Here is a 23,813-nt window from a genome sequence, read left to right as displayed (position 1 = left end):
GGCTGGGCCTATGCTGGTTGCCCAGCTTGATGCTCGCGACAGGCTTCGATCCAAAAGTGCGGGTCCTCGTATGGGGTTGGATCCTCAACCCCAGCCAGGTGGAACGCTTCGCGCCGCTCGACGCAGGTGCCGCAGCGGCCGCAATGCCGTTCGCCGCCCTGGTAGCAGGACCAGGTTTCGGCAAAGGGCACGCCGAGCCGTGCGCCCTCGCGCACGATGTCGGCTTTGCTCAGTCGCACGAAGGGCGTGTAGAGGGCGATGGTCGCCAGCCCCTCCAGGGCATGGCGCTGCATCGCCTCGAACGCCTCAATGAAGTCCGGACGGCAATCCGGGTAGATAAAGTGGTCGCCGCCATGGACGGCCGCCGCTACCGCCTCAGCCTGCTCGGCGGCAGCTATGCCAAAGGCAATCGCGAGCATGATGGCGTTGCGATTGGGCACCACGGTGACCCGCATGGTGTCTTCCGCGTAATGCCCCTCCGGAACCGGTTCGCCGCTGGTCAGGGCCGATCCGCTCAGGAGGCGTCCGACGGCGGAGATGTCGATAATGTCATGCGGCACGCCGAAGCGCGCGGCGCAGGCCCGCGCGGAGTCGAGCTCCTTTTTGTGGCGCTGGCCGTAGTCGAAAGACACGAGGCGGGTGAGGGTTCGCTCGGCCGCGACCTTGTGGGCGAGGGTGACGGAGTCCAATCCGCCGGAACAGATGACGAGAGTCTTCACGAGGGCTCCTTGTTTTGACCGGGTAGGCTGCGACCGGATCGGCTCAGGGGCCGATAAGCATGAGACGGATCGCACCTGAAAAGGGGCCACCCGCAATGCGAGCAGATGGAGCACAAGAGCGCTCGATCCGCTTTCCCGCGTAGAAAGACCTGTATTGAGAGGAAGTCAACTACGGGTGGGCCGGAAAAACCGTCGCGGAGGCTGACCGGGGGCGAGCGGCAGCCAAAGTACGACTGCCGCACACGCCATCACGAAAGCCGATCTTAGAACGCGATCCGCAAATCCAGGAGTTGCCACCTGACGAGTAGCTGAAGATGCGCGCGTTGGCTCTGGCCATATCGGCTGTGAAGCGGACCTTGCGAAGGGTAGTGGTTTCCTGGACGTGGGCCAGAGCGTCGGTTTCATCGTCCAGAACGATGTTCAGCGAAGGATTTCGCTATAAGTTGGGTCTGTGAATTCTGCCAGATGCTGCGAGTTTGCCTTCGCGCGAACCCGCACAGGTCGGAGAACCGCAGCTCAAAGGAGGCAGAGATGAAGATCGGCATCATCGGCGCAGGCAATATCGGCGGCAACCTGACCCGTCGCTTTACCGCGCTCGGGCACGAGGTCTCGGTGGCCAACTCCCGCGGACCTGAAACGCTCGCCCCGTTGGCGCAGGAGACAGGAGCCAAGGCGGTTTCGGTCGCGGAGGCCGTCCGGGACAAGGATCTCATCGTCGTCACGATCCCGGAAAAGAACATCCCCGACCTGCCAACAGGATTGTTCGACGGGGTCAGGTCTGATGTCGTCGTGATTGACACCGGCAACTACTACCCGCAGCAGCGTGATGGTCGCATCGATGACATCGAGAATGGCATGCCCGAAAGCCGCTGGGTCGAGCGGCAGCTGGGCCGGCCGGTGATCAAGGCGTTCAACAACATCTATGCCCGGCACCTGCTCGAGCGCGGTCAGCCGCGGGGAACTCCTGGCCGCATTGCCCTGCCGGTTGCAGGCGACGATCCGAAGGCCAAGGCCGTGGTGCTTCAGCTCGTCGACGAGCTCGGGTTCGACGGCGTTGACGCCGGAGGCCTGGACGAATCCTGGCGACAGCAGCCGGGAACGCCGGTGTACGGGACAGACCGCGATGCCGAGGGTGTCCGACGCGCCCTGTCGGAGGCCAGCCGCGAGCGCACGCCGGACTGGCGCGCTAGGTAAGGCTGCCAAACCCTTTGTCTGCCTTCACGAGAGGGGGCCGACCTGTCTTTTGATCCGGCCGCCCTATGTTTTCGCGATCCGATAGGCGCTACCCAGAAGATCGACGAGGTCGAGCAAGCGTGCCACGTAAGGATCGCGGGCGGTAAAACCTGATGCCTCGTGTTCAGACTGCCACTGGCGTTCCAGGGCATCGATCAGGCGCAGCAGCCGACGATGATGGAGGCCGAGGCGCCGCTGGATCGGATCGGCCACAATGCCGGCGAAGGCTGCCGCGATGGAGCTGACCGCCAGGAGACCACCCGTGACCCCGCCGATCAGTGCCGGCGACACGGCCGCCGGAAAGAGGCCATACCACACGCTGCCCAGGCCGACCCCAAGAGGAAAGGACGCGATCGCCGCCTGCTGCGCCAGTGCGGCAGCGAGGGCTGGCCCGAGCGTCATCACGCCGGGTGTGGCCTGCTTGACCGCAACGGCTCCGGCCCCAACCGTCATCAGCGCCGTCGTGATTTCGGCTGCGGCGGCCCGTGTTTCGGCGTAGGTCGTCATGGAATCTTCGAGCCGCTGCCGGAAGGCAGGATCGTCCCCGCGCCGGCCGATCGCCAAGAGCGCTTCGCTCAGCGTTTCCTGGATCTCGGGGGCGGACAGGATGGTCTCAGCCAAGGCATCCTTGCGGGACTCCCGCTCGCTCTGCCGGAACGGCAGTTCCAGGAGCTCGGTCATGATGAGCCACTCGATTTCCTGACCGACGGCTGTGTCGAACAGCAGCTTACGAGAACCAAGATAGTCTGCGGCTTGCTTGGCGCCGACGGCTTGCGCACCGGCCGCCGCGAGGCGTGTGGCCAACTGGGGCACCGCAAGCGTGATGTTGGCGGGCGCTTTCAGCATGTCCCATCCCACCGCCTTGCGGTGGATCGTGGCCGATCCGGCCAGCGAGAAGTGGCGGTCGACGAACGCATCGACGCGGGATCGGCGACTGTCAAAGTAGCGCTGGGCGCAATCCGTAACGATGCGTCCCGCCTGTTCGGGTGTCAGCCGACCGTTCTCCTCGGGTTGCGTGGTAAGGTCATCCGCCATCGAACATGCCGCCATTGGGGAGAGTTGATGCCTGCCCGCATCAACGATGTGGCGAGCATCAGGGTTCTCGACCGTTGGAGCGGAGGCTTCCGAACTTTATCGACGATCAATGACCGTGTACTCGGCGTCGATCATACCGCTCCATGCACGCCACTGTGCCTGACGTACGCGACGGCGAAGGTAGAAATACGACGCGATGCCGCCAACCACCACCAGCGGAAGCACGACAAAGAAGCCAACGAGGGCAAGAGTCAGCAGAATAGCCCCTGCTGCAGCCAGAGCGACCAGTCTAGTGACGAGGGCCATCAATCGGTCTGCGGGTTTAGGGTCGGTGGTCCGAAAGGCAATGTAGTCCATGGTGGATCCCCAGTTGCGGTCGCGCTCGTGGGCGCAAAGGCAAGAGAAGAAGTCCGACATCGCGAGCGGCGACCCGCTCGCCAGAGGGGCCCGGACCCTAAGGCTAGGCTAAGGTGGGGATCGGGCCAGAGGGATGCAAGATCGTAAGCACGGATCGGTAAAGGTCCCAATCTGCCCCGTCGCGGAACGCCTACCGGTCACCACGCTCTGGATCGGTTCCTTGAGCGAGATGGTGGCTCTCCCGATAGTAGTGGGTTTCGTCGCCGATGAGGATCTTAGCCAAGCCATCAATCTCCTGCACCACACGGTCGACCTGCCGGTACTCCGGGCCGCCGATCGGGATGTCGGCTAACGTCCGGGTGAGAAGGTGACGGGTCGGGCGCAGGGACTCCAGCAGTCTGTCGGCGACCTCACGGGTCATAAAGCGTCGGGACTTTCTCGAATGACCGTGTCGCATGGGATTGAGGCCTCAAAGTTCTGTATTGGCTCTCGTCTGTGAGGCGGCGGTGACAAAGGCGCCGAGCCAGCGCTCGACGCATTATGATCAGATTCCTCTGGAATGACTGGAGTCTGCGCGGACTGGCCTCCCGCCGATCCGTCCGCGGACGTACCCGAACGACAGAGCTGCGGCCAAACGTTCGATCCGCTGTTCCTGGATATACTGTTCGATAAGAAGGGCTTTGATGGCGGTTCTCGGATCGCCGCCGCAAGCCTCAATCACGGCCGTGACATCAGCTTCCATGGGGTCATCGGCGCATGCTGCCTGAAACTGTTCGGTCATCGTGCTCTCCTGTACGAGCTGTGACGCTACCGATTCTAGATCCGATCCGCTATAGAAATGTTCCTTGTTTGTTCCAGGTCTGTGGAATGTGTAGACATCGCCGTAAGGCACACATTCAAATGTTGCCTCGTTCGGAGATCCCACGCGCTCGTTGGAGGGAGCCTCGTGGCCCTATCGCAATGTCAGACAACGCAAGGCGAGAGGCGGTGCCGTTGGTTCAAAGCTGCGGAAATATTCTGGTAGATTGCAGAGCGGCCGAGAAGCACATTTGCCAACAGGCTGTTGGCAAATGTCAGCGGAACAAGACGCTGCCGAAGCGCCCATCTCTGGCAGAATAGACCTACGCTAAGGAGGTCGGCCCCGACACTGTGATCGATACCCAAAGCCCGAATGACCCTGCCAGGAAAGCGGACCTTCGGATCCGTCAGGAGTTGCTCGATACGCTCAGTGTACCAAAGGGGGCTGCGACCGTCGCCCGCCGCCCCACACCGGAGGGCGATCTTCTTGTGGTTCGCCTGACAGCGGGCTGGTTGTGCTCTCCAGCACGGATCGACACTCGTCTGGCAACGCCGATCGTGTGCCGGCCCCTGCCGGGTTGATGACTCAATTCATAGGAGGAACATCCGGAGGACGATCGCACTCCCGCAGACCGCCGCTAAACGGGTTGTCCACCGCCGGTGGCGAATGCCCGAAGCAATGAAGGCCGCAGATATGGTAAATCGTGATGTGAGGTGATCAGCGCAGCTCCAAGGCCGCCATGACTGCTACCAAGTTCCGCAAGCACCCCATTGCCTTGCTGAGGCGTCACTGGACAATCCACGCCCTTGAGCAGTTCTGCGCCCGGTACGACCCCGCCGATTACGAGCCAGAGGCTTTAGTCGACCTTGTGGACCGGATCGAAGGCAAATACGGCACGGCCTTCGCGAATCCTTATTGGGACAAGCACTCTAAGGTGATGATCGTCGCGAAGCTGACGCGGCGGAATCCTGCCGTCTCTCCAAAAGTGAGGATTGTCTATGATCGCCGGACGAAGGTGATCGTGACCGTGCTGCCGTTGAAGCTGGATCCCAACCGACCACGCCGGCTCAAGACCCTGACGGTCTGAGCCTGGCTCTGGCCGGCAACCTTGGATCACGTCCTGCCTCACCATGTAGCTGTGATGCTCTGAAAAACTTGAACTCTGACGCCGGTGATCACCTCGGAGCTCTGCTTCGACCGTCGAACGAGGATCAGGAGTTCATCCCCTTCCCGAAGGCCTAAAACCGGCTGCAGAGCCGACGTCCTTAGCCCGACCCACTCTGTGACAAGCGACACGGGAGCACGCCTCAAAGCGATCGAGGAGGCGCCGGGCCGCTTCCTGCGCCATCACATGCCAATAGCGCTCGACATCCTGCTCAATGCGCTTGTCTCGCTCCGCACGGGAGAGGATGGGATACCATCCTGAACGCTCGATGGCTTCCTTCAGCAGCGCCCGCGCTTCCCTTCCCACCTGATCTGGTCCGATGCTCGCCATTCCAGTCACGCCCTGACGTGGTGCCCAGTCAAGAAAAAGACCGCTGCTCCCAGCGGCCTCAAGTTGAGAGGGGCAAACCCTCTTATCCAGAGAACCGTTGCGTCCATCGTCCAGAACACGCCGATGCGAAAGATAGTGATGCCAGACCGGTTGATTCTGGAATTCTATGTCGTCAATGCACACATGCGTGCAAATCAATGCACGTTCCGCCTGCCAGTGCCCATCAGGTTACAATAGGTGGTTGTGACGAATTTCTGCCTCGACGATGAGCTTGTCGCCGAAGCGACGCTCGATCTCGGATACGGCCTGAGGCGATGCCTCGATCACCAGTCGGCTTGGGTTGCCTGCCCCCGTAACCTGTACGCCAGGCACTTGGCGGACCCATTCCTCGGCTGTCATAGCTTCCGACCGTGCCTCCCGCCTGATCGCGACGACATATGTGGCCATGACCAACCCTCCTCGTGTCGGGTCTCACTCTACAACAGCTTGTCCGACAAAAGGGCTCCACCTCCGTGAGAACCGACAAGTCTGCATCTCGTTAAAGCCGCCCGATCTTCACCGGCCTCACAACCTCGTAGGTGACGGGAAATCCTCGGAACCTCGCATGGCGCTGGTCGGCTGGCAGTAGGCCGGGCGCTTTAGGACCTCGCGTGAACGTACTTGATTGGTGCAACAATGTAGCAGATGCCGCTGAAAGCGATTTAGAGAGGCTCTGAGCGACTTTTGGCCTCTGGGAGTGAAAGCTCCAGGGCATGCCACTTAAGGGGGCGTGGCGAGCCTCTAATGAGGTCCCTTTTCTCCACGCACCTCGCCGAGAAAGCGAGGAGGGGTGAGCGATTGGCCTCTCACCCCTCTGTCATCATTCATCACAGCTATCGCCTGCAGCCGCTGGACGTCCGCCTGCAGAGTGAAACCTGTCACTTGCTTCCTCCCGCTGTTCCAGCGGGAGGAAGAACTATAGCTAGCAAAAAGGAAGAGGCAGCACCCCAAAAGGCAAATTTATAGCTGTAGGTACATCTTCTATCCTAAGATCGATGTTTTACGAACACCCCGTCGTCGAACCGCATGTATCACACTTCAAGCACGTCCCATTCCGCACCAGCGTGAAGTTCGCGCATTCGGGGCAGGCTTCGCCCACGTAGCCCTTCATCTTGGCCTCGGCGCGCTTGTCGGCGATCGAGGGAGAGGCAGCGGGGGCAGAGAAGGCGAGCTTGGACATCTCGGCTTCGCCGACGACCTGCTCCTGCGCTGCGGGCTGGCTAAGTTCTCCCTTCAGGGCATTCGCACCCACGGTCACCGTGCCCGTGCGCTGAGTGATGCCTGCGGCGCTGCCGCCACCGCCGGGGATCAGCATGAGGCGGTCCACGTTACCGCGGGTGAAGCCGCGGGAGACGATCGCCGTGGCGGGTGCCGCTTCCGGCGCCTTCGACTGGGCTTCGCCCTGGCCGATGGTGGTGGGGCCCAGCTCCGACGGGTCCACATGAGCGAGGTCGTTGCGGCCGAGATAGGAGATGGCGAGCTCGCGGAACACGTAGTCGAGAATCGAGGTTGCGGACTTGATGCGCTCATTGCCCTGCACGAAGCCGGCCGGCTCGAAGCGGGTGAAGGTGAAGGCCTCCACGTATTCTTCCAGCGGCACGCCGTATTGCAGGCCGAGCGAGATCGCGATGGCGAAGTTGTTCATCATCGCACGGAAGGCGGCGCCTTCCTTGTGCATGTCGATGAAGATCTCGCCCAGACGACCGTCGTCGTATTCGCCCGTACGCAGATACACCTTGTGGCCACCGACGACGGCCTTCTGGGTGTAGCCCTTGCGGCGGTCGGGCATCTTCTCGCGCTCGCGCAGAGCCACGATGCGCTCGACGACCTTCTCGACGATCTTTTCCGACACGTGGGCGGCCTTCGCGGCAGCCGGCATGGCGGCCACGGTTTCGGCGGCGTCCTCGGCATCGTCCTCCTCATCAGAGATGAGGGCGGCGTTCAGCGGCTGCGAGAGCTTGGAGCCGTCGCGGTAGAGAGCGTTCGCCTTGAGCGCCAGCTTCCAGGAGAGCATGTAGGCGTTCTTGCAATCCTCGACGGTGGCGTCGTTGGGCATGTTGATGGTCTTGGAGATCGCGCCCGAGATGAAGGGCTGCGCCGCCGCCATCATGCGGATGTGGCTCTCGACCGAGAGATAGCGCTTGCCGATCTTGCCGCACGGATTGGCGCAATCGAACACCGCATAGTGCTCGAGCTTCAGGAAGGGCGCGCCTTCGAGCGTCATCGCACCGCAGATGTGGATGTTCGCGGCCTCGATGTCGGCCTTCGAGAAGCCGAGGTGCTGGAGCAGGTCGAAGGACGGATCGCTGAGCTTTTCCGCCGGCACCTTCAGCGTGCCGGTGAGGAAGTCTTCTCCCAGCGTCCAGCGGTTGAAGACGAACTTGATGTCGAAAGCGCTCTTCAGGCCCTTCTCGACAGCCTCGATCTTCTCGTCCGTGAAGCCCTTCGCGGCGAGCGTCGACGGGTTGATGGCGGGCGCCTGCTTCATGGAGCCGTGGCCGACCGCATAAGCCTCGATCTCGGCGATCTCGGATTCGCGGTAGCCGAGCGCGCGCAGCGCATCCGGAACGGCCCGGTTGATGATCTTGAAGTAGCCGCCGCCGGCGAGCTTCTTGAACTTCACAAGAGCGAAGTCGGGCTCGATGCCGGTGGTGTCGCAATCCATCACGAGGCCGATCGTGCCGGTGGGCGCGATCACGGTGGATTGCGCGTTGCGGTAGCCGTTCTTCTCGCCGAGTTCGAGCGCCTTATCCCAGACGGCCTTCGCATGAGCGATCAGGTCCTGGTCGGGGCAGGAGGCGTGATCGAGCGGCACCGGGTTGACGGAGAGGCCCTCGTAGCCTTCCGACACGCCATGCGCCGCGCGGCGATGGTTGCGGATCACGCGCAGCATCGACTTCGCGTTGGCCTTGTAGTTCGGGAACGCGCCGAGCTCGCCCGCCATCTCGGCGGAAGTGGCATAGGACACGCCGGTCATGATTGCGGTGATCGCGCCGCCGAGCGCACGGCCCGCGTCGGAATCGTAAGGCAGGCCCATGGTCATGAGCAGGCCGCCGATATTCGCGTAGCCGAGGCCGAGCGTGCGGTACTCGTAAGAAAGCTGCGCGATTTCCTTTGACGGGAACTGCGCCATCATCACGGAGATTTCGAGCACCACGGTCCACAGGCGGCAGGCATGCTCGAAGGATTCGGCGTCGAACTTATGCGCCGCGCGGTCGAAGAACTGCAGCAGGTTCGCGGAGGCGAGATTGCAGGCCGTGTCGTCCAGGAACATGTATTCCGAGCAGGGATTCGACGCCCGGATGCGGCCACCGGCGGGGCTGGTGTGCCAGTCGTTCATGGTGGTGTTGAAGTGCAGGCCCGGATCGGCCGAGGCCCAGGCGGCGTGGCCGATCTGCTCCCACAGGTCGCGCGCCTTGAGGGTCTTCAGCACCTTGCCGTCCTTGCGGGCGGTGAGCTTCCACTCACCGTCGTTCTCAACGGCCCGCAGGAAGTCGTCCGTCACCGAGACGGAGTTGTTGGAGTTCTGGCCGGATACCGTGAGATAGGCTTCCGAGTCCCAGTCCGTGTCGTAGACGGGGAAGTCGATGTCGGTGTAGCCCTGCCTGGCGAACTGGATGACGCGCTTGATGTAGTTGTCCGGGATCTGGACCCGGCGCGCCAGCTTGATCTCCTTCTTCAGAGCCGGATTCTTCTCCGGATCGAAGCAGGCGTCACCAGGAGCCTCGCAGTTCACGCAAGCCTTCAGGATCGCCTTGAGGTGCTTGGAGGCGAGCTTGGAGCCGGCAACGAGCGCGGCCACCTTCTGCTCTTCCTTCACCTTCCAGTCGATGTAGCTCTCGATGTCGGGGTGATCGACGTCGACGACGACCATCTTCGCCGCGCGGCGGGTGGTGCCGCCCGACTTGATCGCGCCGGCAGCGCGGTCGCCGATCTTGAGGAAGGACATCAGGCCCGAGGAACGGCCGCCGCCGGAGAGCTTCTCGCCCTCGCCACGAAGCTTCGAGAAGTTGGAGCCCGTGCCCGAGCCGTACTTGAAGAGGCGCGCCTCGCGGACCCACAGGTCCATGATGCCGCCTTCGTTCACCAGGTCGTCCTCGACGCTCTGGATGAAGCAGGCATGCGGCTGCGGATGCTCGTAGGCCGATTTCGACTTCGTCAGCTTGCCGGTCTTGTAGTCCACATAATAGTGGCCTTGGCCGGGGCCATCGATGCCGTAGGCCCAGTGCAGGCCGGTGTTGAACCATTGCGGCGAGTTCGGCGCCACCATCTGGTTGGCGAGCATGTAGCGCAGCTCGTCGTAGAAGGCCTGGGCGTCTTCTTCCGATGAGAAGTAGCCGCCCTTCCAGCCCCAATAGGTCCAGCAGCCGGCAAGCCGGTCGAAGACCTGCTTGGAGGAAATCTCGGAGCCGAAGCGGCTCTCTTCCGGCAACTGGCTAAGCGCGGCCTCGTCGGGCACCGAGCGCCAGAGCCAGGAAGGAACGTCGTTCTCTTCGACCTTCTTCAGGCGGGCCGGAACGCCCGCTTTACGGAAATACTTCTGGGCGAGAACGTCGGACGCGACCTGGCTCCAGGTCTCCGGCACCTCGATGTTCTCAAGCTTAAAGACGACGGAGCCGTCCGGATTGCGGATCTCGCTCGTGGCGAGCCGGAAGGCCAGGGAGGAATAAGGCGACTGCCCAGCTTTGGTGTAACGCCGCTCGATCCGCATCTTTGACATCCTCAAGTTTGGGGACAAACGTCCCCTCGGCCACAAGTTGCCCCTGTGGCTCTTCAGCCCCAAAAAACTTTGTTCGACACCCCGACGATCCTTTTTCCGGATCGCCACACGCAACACGCCCGAGTTACGGCCTCCTTCAGACGCCACAGGTCGCGCAGCAACGACGTTGCTGCGGGCTCTGAACGCTCGCTCTGGGGAGATTTCGACCGCCCTTTCGGGCTGGTCGCCGGTCTCGGATCGGAACCCCGGCAAGCTAGTCGTGTTGCGAGCCTCACGTCAAGAACTTGTGCTGAGCGTTCTTGTTCCAACTATATATAGTGGGCAAGTGTTAAGAATGTGGAAAAGTAGCTAAGCCTTGGAGACTCCTTTCAGATTCCAAATCTGATTTTTCCAATGGCCAAGGTTGGCCGGCTCAGATTTGCAATTTTGCCATGCATAAGAGGCGGCAAATGTTGTGCCGGCGCATCAATCGACACCGGCAAGATCAAAGCGGCGAAAAAACTCTTTCCGGCGCAAGAATCCCGTGAATCCGGGAAAAACCGCCTCAGAATCGCCTCAGACGAATCGAGGCGGCCGATTCTGTTCCCTATTGGCCGGGAGATGCCGGGAAGCGGGCTAAGGGAGGAAATTGTTTTCCTACGCCGCAGGGTCACAACGTGAAGTGACAGGTTCCCTGGCGATGTTAGACATAAGTCTGTAATCCTATATACTCCTGAAAATACTCCTCAATTCTCTGCGTAAGAAGCCCAGTCACCAAAAAGAGCCGGACGGTGAGATGCAGCTGTTGACCACGAAATGAAACATAATAACAATTTACAGGTGGGGCGCTCATGGGGCTGTTCACGGTTCCGCAAATGGGGGCGATCTCCACTGCTTCCATGCAGATCAGGAGAACTAAATGGCATTCAATCTTTGGACCGAGCTGGAAATGCTCGAGGACAGGGTGGTGAACGGCACGCCTGTGCAAGCCACCATTTCCATCGGCTACGGCAGCGGATCAGGGTCCGGCAGCGGCAGCCAGGATGGCGACGGTGAGTTGAGCGATGACGAGTTTCATGAGCTCTTCACCGTCACGACCACAAACCTGTTCGCCAGCATCTACAGCATACTCGCCGGCAATATGGGGAGCATCCAGAACGGCGAGTACGCCGGAATTCTTGAAGATATGATCGTTCCCGAGATTCCCGACGTCGAATGGGTTCCTAACCTCGAACATACTGTTGTCGATTTCACGCCAGAAGCAGTCTCCACCGAAGATGGAACCGAATATCTCATTTTCCCCGATGGCACGACATGGATCAGTGTGCGGGTCTACCAGCTCGACGAAAATAATCATCTCATCGATGGAGGAAATATTTGGCTGTGGCCTCTCCCTCACTTCTTGACACCTGAAGGCGCTCCTCGACCGAAGGATGATGCCTCTCCTGGATGGCTGGACCCTGTACCGCCTATTACCAGCCCTCGTCATGACATCATTAGAATCAAGATCGCAGGTGAAAGCAGCTCCTTGCTCATGGTCATACCGCGGGCGGTGATCGGTACGTCAGGCAATGATGTCATCACAGGTAACGGCATGCTCAATGGCGGCGCTGGGGATGATGTTTTGTATGGTGGTTCTGGCGCTGACTACATCGACGGCGGCGACGGCAACGACACGCTGAACGGGGCCGATGGCGACGACCTGTTGCAGGGCGGCCTCGGCGACGACAGCCTCGTCGGCGGCTTCGGCAGCGACCTGCTCTACGGCGGAGGCGGCAACAACCTGCTCGAGGGCGGCGGCGGCGCCGACACCCTCGACGGCTCCGGCGGCTTCGGCGTCGCCTCCTACCAGCATGCCTTCATCGCCGTCACCGCGAACCTGAGCGACGCCGCCGCCAATACCGGCGAGGCGGCCGGCGACGTGTTCATCGCCGTCAACGGCCTCTGGGGCTCGGCCTTCCACGACATCCTGATCGGCAACGCCAATGGCAACTGGATCATCGCCGATGCCGGCAACGATCTCGTCGACGGCGGGGCCGGCTCCGACACGCTGTTCGGCTCGACCGGCCATGACACCCTCGATGGCGGCGACGACACCGACCTGCTCTACGGCGAGGGCGGCGACGACGTGCTCCTGGGCCGGGCCGGCGCCGACCTGATCGACGGCGGCGACGGCAGCGATGCCCTGCGCGGGGAGGCCGGCGCCGACACGCTGATCGGCGGCGCGGGCTCGGACGAGCTGGTGGGTGGTGACGGCCAGGACGTGTTCGTGCTCGATGCCAGCGGCCCTGACCGGATCATCGACTTTACCGTCGGCGAGGACCGGATCCAGCTGTCGGCCAGCCTGTTCGGCCTCGGGGCGGGGACGTTGGCGACGGCGGCGTTCCGGCTGGGCGCGGCGGCGGGGACGGCGGACCAGAAGATTCTGTACGACCGCGGCACGGGGGCGCTGTGGTTTGACGCCGATGGCTCGGGGGCGGGGGCTGCGGTGAAGTTGGCCACGATCGGGGCCGGCAAGGCGCTGACGGCGGCCGACTTCTTCCTCGTCTGACGTGCCGCGCGGTCCTGAGACAGGCAAGGGCGCAGCGGTGGCTGCGCCCTTCTCCATTGTGAGGGACTCGTGCGGGGCAGGCCTGGTTCAGGCCGCCATGGCCTTCTCAAGGCTCTCGTCGATCTTGTCGAGCTTGAGCTGGGCTATTGGCACGAAGGCGTCCAAGCATGTCCTGGTGTTACGCTGGAGAAGACGCTTTCCGGGAGCCTATCTTTACCCTGGACTTCGCCTCATGCTCCGGCCATATTCCGCGCAACTTCAGGAATCCCCCCTCGGCGGTAGCGATGAAACAGTTTTTGATTCAGTTCTTTACCTGGTGGAACGGACAGACCCTCGGCACCCGGTTCTTCACCTGGCGCAAGGGGCAGTTCGTGGGCGAGGACGAATTCGGCAACCGCTACTACCGCTATACCCAGGCTCAGCCGATCGATTCGAACGTCGGCGCCGAGCGCCGCTGGGTCATCTATAACGGCGATGCCGACGCTTCGCGGGTTCCTCCGGGCTGGCGCGCGTGGCTCTGCCACAACGGCGATGTTCCTCCGAGCGAGGAGAACTATCAGCCGCGCTCGTGGGAGAAGCCCTACGTGCCGAACATGACCGGTACGCCCCAGGCCTACCGCCCGCAGGGCTCGCAGCTCTCGACCGGCCGGCGCCCCGCCGCTACCGGCGACTATGTTCCGTGGACGCCGGGTGAGTAAGACCGCTCCGGCCTTGCCCTGACCCCGTCATGCTGAACCGACTCAATTCCCGCACCTGCGTCGAGTGTGGCCTACCTTACGGCCACACGGACTTCGCGTATCACGCCGGCAGGATCGAGAACGGCCCGTCCTACTGGTCGGATCGTGGATTGCTGTGCTCCGTGACCTGCTCCACCGCCCATTATGACAAGCGGGAGAAAGAGGGCGATCCCATGAAGGAGCCCGCGCCTAATCCCCTGGAACGTGGTTTTCGATAGGCGCGCCGCCCTTAAAAGACGCGGCGTAATGGGCTTTCTGGTCTCGCTTGCCCTTTTTCCATCATGGTTCGCGTGTTATCGCGTTGCCGGAACCCGACAGCGGCCGTGCTCGGCCGCTCAGCCAGCTCACAAGGGGCATGGACCAACAATGAAGTTCGAATGGACGCGGGCGGCTCTGGTGCTCGCATCGCTGATCGGCACGGCGGGCGCCGCCCAGGCGGACAGAATCAAGAATCCGACGGCTGTCTTTTCCGGGCTCGACAAGATTACCGGACGCATCGTGTCGTTCGAGGTGAAGGTCGATGAGACGGTGCAGTTCGGCGCTCTGCAGATGACGCCGCGCGTCTGCTTTACCAAGCCGCAGACCGAGACCCCGAACACCACGTCCTTCGTCGAGGTGGAGGAGACCGGCACGGACGGGAACGTCCGCAAGGTGTTCTCCGGCTGGATGTTCGCATCGAGCCCCGGCCTGCACGGGATCGAGCACCCGGTCTACGATCTCTGGCTCGTGGACTGCAAAGGCGGCACCGAGGTGATCGCCGAGCCCAAGGAAGTGGTGGAAGAACTGCCGCCGATCGAGCCGACCACGCAGCGCACGCCTGCGGAGGAGGCCCCGCGGCCCGGCGGCATCATGGCTCCAGCGGAGGGTGCCCGGCCGTTGCCGCCTGCACCGCCGCTCAACACGGCTCCGCTGCAGCCGCGCCAGCCTGCACAGCGTCCGACCCGGGATTTCAACCGGAACGCTCCTCTCATCAATACGGATCGCTAAAGCCCCGGACCCAAAAGTGGACTCCCCTTTTGGGATCGATCCGATGCTCAATTTATGAAGTAGCGCATCGTTTGGGGCGGAAAACCGGGTCCACTTTTCACTGACGCGGCCCTTCGGGTCCGCACGATACGCTGAGCTGGTCTACATCACGGCGAGGATTTCCCCGCCGCTCACGTTTCGGCCTTTGGGCCAGACGTACCACTGGCCTTCATGCTCCATGGCCGCGCGCAGCATCTGCTTGTAGGTGCGCCGGGGAACCTCGACGGCGCCGAATTGTGCAAGGTGCGAGGTGACGAACTGGGTATCGAGAAGCGTGAAGCCGCCGCGCTTCAAGCGGGCGACGAGATGCACGAGGGCGACCTTCGAGGCATCGCGCTCGGTATGAAACATGCTCTCGCCGAAGAAAGCGCCTTTCAGGCGCACGCCATAAAGCCCGCCAACGAGGCGATCGTCCCGATAGACCTCGACCGTGTGGCAGAAGCCGGCATCGAACAACTGCCCGTAGAGATCTCGGATCCGCCTGTTGATCCAGGTCTTCTCGCGATCCGCCCCTGGCGCCGCACAACCGGCAATGACCGCGTCGAAATCCTGGTCCACCCGGACCTCGAATTCATCCGAGCGAATCGTGCGAGCCAGACGCTTGGGAAGATGAAAGCCGTCGAGAGGAATGATGCCCCTCTCGCGCGGTTCGACCCAGAAGAGGGAAGGATCGTCAGCATCTTCCGCCATGGGGAAGATGCCGGCTGCATAGGCTTTCAGCAGGATCTCAGGCGTAATGGTGACGGTATCATCGGAAGACTGGGTCATTCACCAGCATGTCCAATCTTTCGGGCCATGTCAGCACAGATAGAACGCCCGGCACCTAAGGTTAGACGGGCGACACGTCAATTTTAGGAAGAAGGTGCTCCTCCGGGTCCGCTGCATGGGACGAGCGCAGAGCCTGTGCCTTGCGCTCACCACCGCGACCGACCTGGAGGAAGCGGGGCATCGATTACGCTTCTTCCAGTCCGCCCGTCTTCAGGAAGTTCTCGAGCCAGTGAATGTCGTACTGGCCGTTCTGAATGTCCGGGTTGCGAACGAGGGTACGGAAGAGCGGCAGCGTCGTATCCACGCCGTCCACCACGAACTCGTCAAGCGCCCGGCGCAGGCGCATGAGGCACTCGTTGCGGGTGCGGCCATGCACGATGAGCTTGCCCACGAGAGAATCATAGTGCGGCGGGATGCGGTAGCCCTGGTAGGCTGCCGAATCAACGCGCACGCCGAGACCGCCTGGCGGGTGGAAGTAGCTGATCGTGCCGGGCGAGGGACGGAAGGTCGAGGGATGCTCGGCATTCACGCGGCACTCGATGGCATGGCCTTCGATCTTGATGTCTTCCTGCTTCACCGAGAGCGGATGGCCTGCCGCCACGCGGATCTGCTCGTTCACCAGGTCGATGCCGGTGATCATCTCCGTGACCGGGTGTTCCACCTGGATGCGGGTGTTCATCTCGATGAAGTAGAACTCGCCGTCCTCGTAGAGGAACTCGATGGTGCCGGCGCCGGCATATTGCAACTCCTGCATGGCTTTCGCCACGACGCCGCCGATGCGCTCGCGCATCTCGACGTTCAGAGCCGGCGAGGGGCCTTCTTCCCAGACCTTCTGGTGGCGGCGCTGGAGCGAGCAGTCGCGCTCGCCGAGATGGACCGCGCCGCCCTTTCCGTCGCCGAGAACCTGGATCTCGATGTGGCGCGGCTTTTCGAGATATTTCTCGATATAAACCGCGTCGTCGCCGAAGGCGGCCTTCGCCTCGGTCTTGGCGGTCTGCAGCGCATGGACGAGATCGGCCTCGTTGCGGGCGACCTTCATGCCGCGCCCGCCGCCGCCGGCAGCAGCCTTGATGATGACCGGATAGCCGATCTCCTTGGCGACGCGCTTGGCCTCGTCCTCATCGGAGATGCCGCCCTCGGAGCCAGGCACGCAGGGAATGCCGAGACGTTTGGCGGTGCGCTTCGCTTCGATCTTGTCGCCCATGATGCGGATGTGCTCCGCCTTGGGGCCGATGAAGGCGATGCGGTGATGCTCCAGCACTTCGGCGAAACGGGCGTTCTCGGAGAGGAAGCCGTAGCCGGGGTGGATGGCATCCGCGCCGGTGATCTCGCAGGCGGCGATCAGGGCCGGGATGTTGAGATAGCTGTCGCGGGCCGCAGGCGGACCGATGCAGACGCTCTCGTCGGCGAGGCGCACATGCATGGCGTCCGCGTCGGCAGTGGAATGCACAGCGACGGTGGCAATCCCGAGTTCCTTCGCCGCGCGAAGAATGCGCAGGGCGATCTCGCCTCGGTTCGCAATGAGGATCTTATCGAACATGTCGCGCCTTACTCGATGACGAGGAGGGGTTCGCCGTATTCAACAGGGGTTCCGTCTTCGACATAGATGGCGGTCACGGTACCGGCGCGGGGAGCGACGATCTCGTTGAAGGTCTTCATCGCCTCGACGAGCAGCACCTTGTCGCCGGCCTGGACCTTGGAGCCGATCTCCACGAAGGGCTTCGCGTCCGGCGAGGGCTTGCGGTAGGCGGTTCCGACCATCGGGGAGAGCACGGCGCCCGGGTGGGGAGCGCCGGGCTTGGCGGCCGCTGCGGCTTCGGAAGCCGCCGGGGGCGGGGCCACGACAGGGGCCGGAGCAAGCGCCGCGGGAGCCGCAACCGGAACCGTCACGGCCGCCTGGATCACGCGCGCCACGCGGATGCGAAGGTCGCCCTTCTCCACTTCGATCTCGCTGAGATCCGTTTCGGCGATCAGGTTCGCCAGCTCCCGGACGAGATCGGGATCGAAAGGGTTTTCCTTGGCCATGGGGCTCACCTCTTTATTGTGAGGAACTAGTGCTGGGAGGGCTTCTGAAGCCGGGCCCGTTCCACCATGACATGATGAACCGCTTCGAGGCCGAGCAGATAGCTCATGGGGCCGAAACCGCAGATCACGCCGACTGACACGGGTGCGATGAACGAGCGATGGCGAAAGCCTTCGCGAGCATGAACATTGGAAAGATGAATCTCGATCGTCGGAGCGCCGCTGCCGGCGATGGCATCGCGCAGCGCGATCGAGGTGTGGGTGTAAGCGCCGGCATTGATGACGATGCCCGCGCCTTGGGCTCCTGCTTCCTGGATCCAGTCGACCAGCTGTCCTTCGTGGTTGGACTGGCGGAACGTGATCGCCGCCCCCAAGGTCTCAGCCTTGTCGCGCACGAGCTTCTCGATGTCCGCCAGCGTGGTGCTGCCGTAAATCTGGGGCTCTCTACGGCCGAGCAGGTTGATATTGGGCCCGTTAAGGACGTGGACGTTGATCATCGCGAAAGGAGCGTTCCGTGAAACTCCGTCAGGCGGAGCTGAAACGCCCTCTTAGCCAAAAGGAGGGCATGGGGGAAGGGGAAAACCAAGCCTTTCCAGAGCTTGGGGCGATTTCCGTCAGGGTATCAAGGCGAAAGGCCGCTTTTTGCTCTCGCTATCAGATCGGCCTCTCGTCATCCCCGGCCTTATGCCGGGGACCCACGTCTTTAATTCGCCTCAAGACGTGGATGGCTGGGACTGATCCCCGGATCCAGTCCGGGGACGGCCATGACGAATGGTGAATGACGGGTCGGGCTTATCCGCACGTAGCCTTGCCGCAGGCACGGACGTTGTCGACCACCTGCTTCAGCGGGTCGATGCCGACCGCACCGGGGATGACCGTCTCACCGATGATGAAGGCCGGGGTGCCGGTCAGGTTCAGCTTGTCGCCCAGCGCCATGTTTTCCTGAAGGGCGTTGCGCACCTCCGCGCTGTCCAGATCCTTCTGGAGCCTGGCCATGTCGACGCCCATCTCCTTGGCCACGGCCATGGCCCGCTCGCCGCCCACGCGGCCGCGGGTCTCCAGAACCTTCACGTGGTAGTCGAAGAGCTTCTGGCCCTGCAGCTGGTTCTTCACCGCAAGGGCCACGCGGCTCGCCTCCACGGAATCAGGCCCGAGAACGGGGAAGTCCTTCAGCACGACGCGCAGCTTCGGATCGCTCTTCATGAGCGTCTGCACGTCGGCGAGAGCCTTTTTGCAGTAACCGCAATTGTAATCGAAGAACTCGACCAGGGTGACGTCGCCCGAAGGATTGCCCGCCACATAGGAATGGGGCGCGTTCAGAAGCGTCTGCTTCGTCTCCTTCACGGCGCTCGTCTGGGCAACCTGCTGGGCCTCGGCTTGGCGTTTCTCGAGCTCGCTGATGACCTCGGCCAGAAGCTCCGGGTTCTTCAGGAGGTATTCCCGCACGACCTCACCGATCGCCTGCTTCTGCTGCTCGTTGAAGACGGCGTTCTGAGCCTGGGCGGCAGGTGCAACGGCAAGAGCGCCGAACAGAGCCATGGCCTGGCAGGTTTTGAGAAGCGAGAAGCGCATATCCGGTCCTTTGCGGAATTTTCCGTACGATATCTGGCGTGAGTTAGCGGTTTTGAAAGCGCGACGTCAAATCACGGCTTCGTTTTGCGAACCCAGCTCGTCATCTCTGGACTTGTTCCGGGGATCCACGCCTTCATCCCGGGAGAAGCCGTGGATGGCCGTAAACCAAGTGCGGCCATGACGGCTCAAACATGGTTCTTGAGGCTGGCTTTCCAACGGGTTACGAGCCTTTCCATGACAAAATCAATCGCGGATCAGAACCTGCCCCTCATTGCCCGCCGCATGGACCGGGTCTCGTCCTTCCTGGCCATGGATGTGTTGAGCGCCGCTGCGGCGAAAGAAAGGCGAGGGGACAGCGTGATCCATATGGAGGTGGGCCAGCCGTCCGCTGCCGCGCCGCGCGCGGCCCGCGAGGCGGCCAAGGCCGCGCTGGACCTCGGCCGAATCGGCTACACGGAGGCGCTCGGCATCGCCTCCTTGAGAGAGCGGATCGCCAAGCACTACCGAGAGACTTACGGCGTCTCTATCGCGCCCGAGCGCGTGGTCGTAACCACGGGATCCTCGGCGGGTTTCGTGCTCGCGTTCTTAAGCCTTTTCGATGCGGGCCAGCGTGTCGCCATCACGGCGCCGGGCTATCCGGCCTATCGCAATATTCTCGAAGCGCTCGGCATCGAACCCGTCGTCATTCCGCTTAACAAAGCCGATGGCTGGATCATGACCGCCAAGGCCATCGAGAAGGCCCATGCGGCAAAGCCTCTCCACGGCATTCTCGCCATGAGCCCGGCGAACCCCTCCGGCACGATGATCGGGCGCAAGGCCCTCGCGGAGCTCGGGGAAATCTGCCGCCGCCTCGGTCTGTGGTTTGTCTCTGATGAGATCTATCACGGTCTGACCTATGGCGACGCAGCCTCCACGGCGCTCGCCTCGGACGACGATGCGGTCGTGATCAACTCCTTCTCGAAGTACTATTGCATGACCGGCTGGCGCATCGGCTGGATCGTGGTGCCCGAGCGCTTGGTGCGCCCCATCGAGCGGCTGGCGCAGAATCTCTACATCTCGCCGCCCTATCTCTCGCAGGTGGCCGCGCTGGCGGCCTTCGATGCCACCGAGGAGTTGGAGGCGGTGAAGGCCGGATACGCGCGCAACCGTGCCTACCTCCTGGAAGAGCTGCCCAAGATCGGCATCGCCGAGATGCACCCGGTGGATGGCGCCTTCTACATCTACGCCGACATCGCCCGCTACACGAACGACTCCATCGGCTTCTGCAAGCGCATGCTGGAGGAGACGGGCGTTGCTGCCACCCCCGGCCTCGACTTCGACCCCATCGAAGGCGCGCATTACATGCGCCTCTCCTTCGCAGGTTCGGAGAACGATTGCCGCGAGACGGTGGAACGGCTCAGGGGCTGGTTGAAATAACTTTTATTCCCGTCATGCCCGGCACAAGGCCGGGCATCCACGTCTTCGAAGCACGTTGCCCAAAGACGTGGATGGCTAGGACCGATCCCCGGATCGAGTCCGGGGCGGCCATGATGGCATTGACGAGTTCTTCAACAAAAATGCCCGGCTTTCGCCGGGCATTTTTGCTTCTGGAACTTACGACCCGCTGAGGACCGACTTGGCCTTGGACCACCAGCCGGCGCGCTTCGGGCGCTCCGGGTCCGGCGGGGTGAGGACCACGGCGACCGGCTCCGGCTCGGGGACCACGGGCTCAGGGACCACAGGCTCAGGGACCACAGCCTCGGGGACCACAGGACGCGGGGCTTCCGCAGGCTCTTCGGTCGGTTGCGGAGCGGGCTTGGTCTCGATGGGCTCTTCCGATACGGCAGGCTCCGGAGCAGGAGCGGGTTCGCGCACCGGCTCCTCGTCCAGGGTGCTGACGGCCTCGGCGACAGCCTCGGTGGCAGCCGCGAAACCTTCCTCCGTGGCAAAGGTCTCGATGGCCTCGTCCCGGCCACGGCCACGACCACCACGGCGGCCTCGACGACGGCGACGACGGCCACGGTCGTCGGAGGCCTCTGAGCCTTCGGCGGCTTCACCCTCTTCGTCGGAGGCCTCGGCTTCGACGCCTTCGAGTTCCTCACCTTCATCAGCTTCTGTCTCGGCTCCTTCTTCGCTCTGGGCAGCGCCCGCGAAAGGCTCGCGGTCGCGTCCACGACGGCGGCGGCGGCGACGGCGGCGACGGCCGCCTTCGCCTTCTTCGCCGCGGCCTTCCTCGGAGGCGCGAGCCTCCTCGTCAGCCAGTTCCTCGTCCTCGGCTTCGATCTCGGGTTCGATCTCCTCCACCACGTCCATCGGAGCGATGGCGTCGATCTGGATGCCGGTGGCGGCGGACTTGTGCTCGAGCCGCAGCGCGGGCTCGCCGCGGTCGATCACGTAGTTGGTCGTGCCGGTGAGCGAGCCGTCCGCAATGATGGAGATCGCAACGCCGAAGCGGGTCTCCAGATCGCGCAGGTGGATGCGCTTCTGGTTGAGGATGTAGAAGGCTGCCTCCATCCGCGTGCGAACGATGAGGTTGTAGCCCGAATTCTTGATGAGGGTTTCCTCGATCGAGCGCAGCACGTGCAGCGCCACTGACGGCGTCGAGCGGACGAAACCGGTGCCGGCGCAGTGCGGGCAGGGGACGGAGGAGGATTCGAGAACGCCCGTGCGGATGCGCTGGCGCGACATCTCCAAAAGCCCGAAGGGCGAGATGCGACCCACCTGGATACGGGCGCGGTCGTTCTTCAGACACTCGTTCAGCTTCTTCTCGACAGCGCGGTTGTTGCGCTTCTCTTCCATGTCGATGAAGTCGATGACGACGAGGCCTGCGAGATCGCGCAGGCGAAGCTGGCGGGCAATTTCCTCCGCCGCTTCGAGATTCGTGCGCAGCGCCGTGTCCTCGATATTGTGCTCACGGGTGGAGCGGCCCGAGTTAACGTCGATGGAGACCAGTGCTTCCGTCGGGTTGATGACGAGATAGCCACCGGATTTCAGCGTCACGATGTTTGAGAACATCGCGTCGAGCTGAGCTTCGACGCCGTATTTCGCGAAGAGCGGCTGCGGCTCACGGTAGGGCTGGACGATCTTGGCATGGCTCGGCATGAGCATGCGCATGAAGTCCTTGGCCTCACGATAGCCGTCCTCGCCGGAGACGAGAATGTCGTCGATCTCCTTGTTGTAGAGGTCTCGAATGGCGCGCTTGATGAGCGAGCCTTCCTCATAGACCAGCGCGGGAGCCGACGAGTTGAGAGTGAGCTCGCGCACGCTCTCCCAGAGGCGCATCAGATATTCGTAGTCGCGCTTGATCTCCGGCTTGGTGCGCGACGCACCGGCCGTGCGCAGGATGATGCCCATCCCTTCAGGCACCTCCAGCTCCTGGGCGATTTCCTTCAGACGCTTGCGGTCAGCCGCGTTCGTGATCTTGCGCGAGATGCCGCCGCCACGACCCGTGTTGGGCATGAGCACCGAATAGCGGCCAGCGAGCGAAAGATAGGTGGTGAGAGCCGCGCCCTTGTTGCCGCGTTCTTCCTTCACGACCTGAACCAGCAGGATCTGACGGCGCTTGATGACTTCCTGGATCTTGTACTGCTTGCGCGGAACGCGGCGCTGGGGAACGTCCTCCAACGCATCGCCGCCCCCGAGCTGCTCGACGTGGTCCTCCTCCTCGCCTTCGTTCTCGTCGTCGCCCTCGTCCTCGTCCTCGTCGCCTTCCTCACCGGAAGTCTCGACCTCTTCAGCCTCGGAAGCTTCTGCGGTCTCCTGGGTCTCAGCCAGAGCTTCCTGCTCCTCGGCAGGGGCCTTCAGTTCCTCGACGCCCTCAGCGGTCTGAACAGGCTCGGCGGGCTCGCCGGAGGCAAGCTCGAAATCACCGCCGGCGGCGATCAGGTCGATGGTCTCTTCGGTGCTTTCCGCAGGAGCCTGAGTCTCGGCGCCTTCTTCCGTGCCGGCCTCGGCCTCGGAGGAGACAACCGCGTCGTCGCTCGCCACGCGGCGCTGGGCGGACCGGCGACGGCGGTTGCGGCGGCGCTCTTCCTCGCGCTCTTCTTCAGCCTGCGCCTCGGCTTCGGCCTCGAGCAGCGCCTGACGGTCGGCGACCGGGATCTGATAATAGTCGGGATGGATTTCGCTGAAGGCGAGGAAGCCGTGGCGATTCCCGCCATATTCGACGAAGGCCGCCTGAAGGGACGGCTCTACGCGGGTCACTTTCGCGAGATAGATGTTCCCGCGCAGTTGCTTCCGGTTAGCGGATTCGAAGTCGAATTCTTCGACTTTCTGACCACGTACCACCACGACCCGGGTTTCTTCCGGGTGGGAGGCATCGATAAGCATCTTGTTTGCCATGTTGAACTCTCGACATGGCGATCGAGGGCAGGACCTGAGGCATTAGCCGCAGTGAAGGCGGGTGGCCACGCCGCACGAAGCGGCGGCGGGCTGGAATTGCGTTCGGATTGCTGTCGATCGCCATCGTGCGCCGCAGAGGGGCGCATTCTGGGTTAAAACGGGACGGCTTTGAGCCGGATGAGGTGAGGGAAGGGCGAGCGCGAAAAGAAACGCGCGCTTCGAACGGTGCCGGAACGAGAGTCAAAGCTGACTTCGTGTTCGCAACCATTCAAGACGGCCCTTTCTAGGAATCGATGACCCGAACGGATCCGGCCATCGGTAAAATGCAGCGATCTGTATCGCCACCGAACCCTTCCGAGCGCCTGTCGAGGGTGACGGGATCCTCAGAGGACCGGTCAACACAACCATCTCCTCAGGTCCGCCGTCAGATTCGGCCATGCC

The 23,813-nt window shown here is 62.7% G+C and carries 22 protein-coding genes; 8 read left to right on the top strand and 14 right to left on the bottom strand.

The features are described from left to right. Positions 1 to 8: 8 nt before the first annotated feature. Positions 9 to 719 (bottom strand): 7-cyano-7-deazaguanine synthase QueC, encoded by a 711-nt coding sequence (gene queC / locus AA309_RS10915; RefSeq protein WP_047189048.1) that lies wholly within the window; start codon positions 717 to 719, stop codon positions 9 to 11. 465 nt (positions 720 to 1,184) lie between these two features. Here queC and AA309_RS10910 point away from each other — a divergent pair, with 465 nt between their 5' ends. Continuing rightward, a complete protein-coding gene (locus tag AA309_RS10910) occupies positions 1,185 to 1,913 on the top strand; it encodes an NADPH-dependent F420 reductase (RefSeq protein ID WP_084731085.1) in 729 nt (242 codons plus the stop codon). A 63-nt stretch (positions 1,914 to 1,976) separates the two neighbouring features. Here the strand turns inward: AA309_RS10910 and AA309_RS10905 are convergent, their stop codons facing one another. The 4 genes from AA309_RS10905 to AA309_RS10890 form a co-directional block, all read right to left on the bottom strand. After that, on the bottom strand, positions 1,977 to 2,987 hold the full coding sequence (locus AA309_RS10905) for a DUF6635 family protein (protein WP_200901977.1): 1,011 nt from the start codon (positions 2,985 to 2,987) through the stop codon (positions 1,977 to 1,979). A gap of 96 nt (positions 2,988 to 3,083) precedes the next feature. Next, positions 3,084 to 3,344 (bottom strand): hypothetical protein, encoded by a 261-nt coding sequence (locus tag AA309_RS10900; protein ID WP_150117492.1) that lies wholly within the window; start codon positions 3,342 to 3,344, stop codon positions 3,084 to 3,086. Between the two features lie 190 nt (positions 3,345 to 3,534). Further along, positions 3,535 to 3,765: a hypothetical protein gene (locus AA309_RS10895; protein ID WP_047189045.1), complete on the bottom strand. Its 231-nt coding sequence runs from the start codon at positions 3,763 to 3,765 to the stop codon at positions 3,535 to 3,537. 123 nt (positions 3,766 to 3,888) lie between these two features. After that, the gene (locus tag AA309_RS10890) at positions 3,889 to 4,125 is read right to left on the bottom strand and encodes a hypothetical protein (RefSeq protein ID WP_047189044.1); all 237 of its coding nucleotides are present in this window, start codon (positions 4,123 to 4,125) and stop codon (positions 3,889 to 3,891) included. Positions 4,126 to 4,493: 368 nt separating this feature from the next. Between AA309_RS10890 and AA309_RS34190 the strand changes: the two genes are divergently transcribed. Next, the gene (locus AA309_RS34190; protein WP_150117491.1) at positions 4,494 to 4,724 is read left to right on the top strand and encodes a hypothetical protein; all 231 of its coding nucleotides are present in this window, start codon (positions 4,494 to 4,496) and stop codon (positions 4,722 to 4,724) included. Positions 4,725 to 4,882: 158 nt separating this feature from the next. Then, positions 4,883 to 5,230: a hypothetical protein gene (locus tag AA309_RS10885; RefSeq protein ID WP_047189043.1), complete on the top strand. Its 348-nt coding sequence runs from the start codon at positions 4,883 to 4,885 to the stop codon at positions 5,228 to 5,230. A gap of 132 nt (positions 5,231 to 5,362) precedes the next feature. Here AA309_RS10885 and AA309_RS35160 read toward each other — a convergent pair whose 3' ends face one another. From AA309_RS35160 to AA309_RS10870, 3 genes are all read right to left on the bottom strand, one after another. Continuing rightward, the gene (locus AA309_RS35160; protein ID WP_047189042.1) at positions 5,363 to 5,638 is read right to left on the bottom strand and encodes a hypothetical protein; all 276 of its coding nucleotides are present in this window, start codon (positions 5,636 to 5,638) and stop codon (positions 5,363 to 5,365) included. Between the two features lie 228 nt (positions 5,639 to 5,866). Beyond that, positions 5,867 to 6,085 carry a hypothetical protein gene (locus AA309_RS10875; protein WP_047189041.1) on the bottom strand — a complete coding sequence of 73 codons (219 nt, stop codon included), beginning with the start codon at positions 6,083 to 6,085 and terminating at the stop codon, positions 5,867 to 5,869. Positions 6,086 to 6,677: 592 nt separating this feature from the next. Continuing rightward, positions 6,678 to 10,388: a vitamin B12-dependent ribonucleotide reductase gene (locus AA309_RS10870; RefSeq protein ID WP_047189040.1), complete on the bottom strand. Its 3,711-nt coding sequence runs from the start codon at positions 10,386 to 10,388 to the stop codon at positions 6,678 to 6,680. Positions 10,389 to 11,295: 907 nt separating this feature from the next. Between AA309_RS10870 and AA309_RS37205 the strand changes: the two genes are divergently transcribed. From AA309_RS37205 to AA309_RS10855, 4 genes are all read left to right on the top strand, one after another. Then, complete coding sequence (locus AA309_RS37205) at positions 11,296 to 12,927, top strand: calcium-binding protein (RefSeq protein ID WP_052954627.1); 1,632 nt, start codon at positions 11,296 to 11,298, stop codon at positions 12,925 to 12,927. A 284-nt stretch (positions 12,928 to 13,211) separates the two neighbouring features. Further along, positions 13,212 to 13,625 (top strand): NADH:ubiquinone oxidoreductase subunit NDUFA12, encoded by a 414-nt coding sequence (locus tag AA309_RS10860; protein ID WP_047189039.1) that lies wholly within the window; start codon positions 13,212 to 13,214, stop codon positions 13,623 to 13,625. Between the two features lie 29 nt (positions 13,626 to 13,654). Next, positions 13,655 to 13,882, top strand: coding sequence for a hypothetical protein (locus AA309_RS33005; protein ID WP_084731082.1), 228 nt, complete (start codon positions 13,655 to 13,657; stop codon positions 13,880 to 13,882). Between the two features lie 148 nt (positions 13,883 to 14,030). Further along, positions 14,031 to 14,651, top strand: coding sequence for a DUF2155 domain-containing protein (locus AA309_RS10855; RefSeq protein WP_047189038.1), 621 nt, complete (start codon positions 14,031 to 14,033; stop codon positions 14,649 to 14,651). 141 nt (positions 14,652 to 14,792) lie between these two features. Here the strand turns inward: AA309_RS10855 and aat are convergent, their stop codons facing one another. The 5 genes from aat to AA309_RS10830 form a co-directional block, all read right to left on the bottom strand. Further along, positions 14,793 to 15,458 carry a leucyl/phenylalanyl-tRNA--protein transferase gene (aat, locus tag AA309_RS10850; RefSeq protein ID WP_047189037.1) on the bottom strand — a complete coding sequence of 222 codons (666 nt, stop codon included), beginning with the start codon at positions 15,456 to 15,458 and terminating at the stop codon, positions 14,793 to 14,795. A 184-nt stretch (positions 15,459 to 15,642) separates the two neighbouring features. Beyond that, positions 15,643 to 16,998, bottom strand: a complete 1,356-nt coding sequence (gene accC, locus AA309_RS10845) for an acetyl-CoA carboxylase biotin carboxylase subunit (protein WP_047189036.1) — start codon at positions 16,996 to 16,998, stop codon at positions 15,643 to 15,645. Between the two features lie 8 nt (positions 16,999 to 17,006). Next, the gene (gene accB / locus AA309_RS10840; protein WP_047189035.1) at positions 17,007 to 17,483 is read right to left on the bottom strand and encodes an acetyl-CoA carboxylase biotin carboxyl carrier protein; all 477 of its coding nucleotides are present in this window, start codon (positions 17,481 to 17,483) and stop codon (positions 17,007 to 17,009) included. 26 nt (positions 17,484 to 17,509) lie between these two features. Beyond that, positions 17,510 to 17,977 carry a type II 3-dehydroquinate dehydratase gene (gene aroQ, locus AA309_RS10835; RefSeq protein ID WP_047189034.1) on the bottom strand — a complete coding sequence of 156 codons (468 nt, stop codon included), beginning with the start codon at positions 17,975 to 17,977 and terminating at the stop codon, positions 17,510 to 17,512. 295 nt (positions 17,978 to 18,272) lie between these two features. Beyond that, positions 18,273 to 19,052 (bottom strand): DsbA family protein, encoded by a 780-nt coding sequence (locus AA309_RS10830; RefSeq protein ID WP_047189033.1) that lies wholly within the window; start codon positions 19,050 to 19,052, stop codon positions 18,273 to 18,275. A 234-nt stretch (positions 19,053 to 19,286) separates the two neighbouring features. Here AA309_RS10830 and AA309_RS10825 point away from each other — a divergent pair, with 234 nt between their 5' ends. Next, the gene (locus AA309_RS10825) at positions 19,287 to 20,468 is read left to right on the top strand and encodes a pyridoxal phosphate-dependent aminotransferase (protein ID WP_047189032.1); all 1,182 of its coding nucleotides are present in this window, start codon (positions 19,287 to 19,289) and stop codon (positions 20,466 to 20,468) included. A gap of 177 nt (positions 20,469 to 20,645) precedes the next feature. On the opposite strand, the gene AA309_RS10820 is transcribed toward AA309_RS10825, so the two are convergent. Next, positions 20,646 to 23,372 carry an Rne/Rng family ribonuclease gene (locus tag AA309_RS10820; protein ID WP_047189031.1) on the bottom strand — a complete coding sequence of 909 codons (2,727 nt, stop codon included), beginning with the start codon at positions 23,370 to 23,372 and terminating at the stop codon, positions 20,646 to 20,648. Positions 23,373 to 23,813: the final 441 nt, after the last annotated feature.

Source organism: Microvirga vignae, assembly GCF_001017175.1.
GTDB classification, from domain to species: Bacteria; Pseudomonadota; Alphaproteobacteria; order Rhizobiales; family Beijerinckiaceae; genus Microvirga; species Microvirga vignae.
Note: the sequence above shows the minus strand (reverse complement) of the source record. Positions and strands in the feature narration are given on the sequence as shown.

What these genes read in the sequence shown, in the direction of transcription:
- accB (WP_047189035.1), bottom strand. Translation starts at nt 17,483, where the DNA reads ATGGCCAAGGAAAACCCTTTCGATCCCGATCTCGTCCGGGAGCTGGCG.
- AA309_RS37205 (WP_052954627.1), top strand. Translation starts at nt 11,296, where the DNA reads ATGGCATTCAATCTTTGGACCGAGCTGGAAATGCTCGAGGACAGGGTG.
- AA309_RS33005 (WP_084731082.1), top strand. Translation starts at nt 13,655, where the DNA reads ATGCTGAACCGACTCAATTCCCGCACCTGCGTCGAGTGTGGCCTACCT.
- AA309_RS10855 (WP_047189038.1), top strand. Translation starts at nt 14,031, where the DNA reads ATGAAGTTCGAATGGACGCGGGCGGCTCTGGTGCTCGCATCGCTGATC.
- AA309_RS10860 (WP_047189039.1), top strand. Translation starts at nt 13,212, where the DNA reads ATGAAACAGTTTTTGATTCAGTTCTTTACCTGGTGGAACGGACAGACC.
- AA309_RS10895 (WP_047189045.1), bottom strand. Translation starts at nt 3,765, where the DNA reads ATGACCCGTGAGGTCGCCGACAGACTGCTGGAGTCCCTGCGCCCGACC.
- AA309_RS10905 (WP_200901977.1), bottom strand. Translation starts at nt 2,987, where the DNA reads ATGGCGGATGACCTTACCACGCAACCCGAGGAGAACGGTCGGCTGACA.
- AA309_RS10830 (WP_047189033.1), bottom strand. Translation starts at nt 19,052, where the DNA reads ATGCGCTTCTCGCTTCTCAAAACCTGCCAGGCCATGGCTCTGTTCGGC.
- accC (WP_047189036.1), bottom strand. Translation starts at nt 16,998, where the DNA reads ATGTTCGATAAGATCCTCATTGCGAACCGAGGCGAGATCGCCCTGCGC.
- AA309_RS10875 (WP_047189041.1), bottom strand. Translation starts at nt 6,085, where the DNA reads ATGGCCACATATGTCGTCGCGATCAGGCGGGAGGCACGGTCGGAAGCT.
- AA309_RS10820 (WP_047189031.1), bottom strand. Translation starts at nt 23,372, where the DNA reads ATGGCAAACAAGATGCTTATCGATGCCTCCCACCCGGAAGAAACCCGG.
- aat (WP_047189037.1), bottom strand. Translation starts at nt 15,458, where the DNA reads ATGACCCAGTCTTCCGATGATACCGTCACCATTACGCCTGAGATCCTG.
- AA309_RS10870 (WP_047189040.1), bottom strand. Translation starts at nt 10,388, where the DNA reads ATGCGGATCGAGCGGCGTTACACCAAAGCTGGGCAGTCGCCTTATTCC.
- AA309_RS10900 (WP_150117492.1), bottom strand. Translation starts at nt 3,344, where the DNA reads ATGGACTACATTGCCTTTCGGACCACCGACCCTAAACCCGCAGACCGA.
- AA309_RS10885 (WP_047189043.1), top strand. Translation starts at nt 4,883, where the DNA reads ATGACTGCTACCAAGTTCCGCAAGCACCCCATTGCCTTGCTGAGGCGT.
- AA309_RS10910 (WP_084731085.1), top strand. Translation starts at nt 1,185, where the DNA reads ATGCTGCGAGTTTGCCTTCGCGCGAACCCGCACAGGTCGGAGAACCGC.
- AA309_RS10890 (WP_047189044.1), bottom strand. Translation starts at nt 4,125, where the DNA reads ATGACCGAACAGTTTCAGGCAGCATGCGCCGATGACCCCATGGAAGCT.
- AA309_RS35160 (WP_047189042.1), bottom strand. Translation starts at nt 5,638, where the DNA reads ATGGCGAGCATCGGACCAGATCAGGTGGGAAGGGAAGCGCGGGCGCTG.
- aroQ (WP_047189034.1), bottom strand. Translation starts at nt 17,977, where the DNA reads ATGATCAACGTCCACGTCCTTAACGGGCCCAATATCAACCTGCTCGGC.
- AA309_RS10825 (WP_047189032.1), top strand. Translation starts at nt 19,287, where the DNA reads ATGACAAAATCAATCGCGGATCAGAACCTGCCCCTCATTGCCCGCCGC.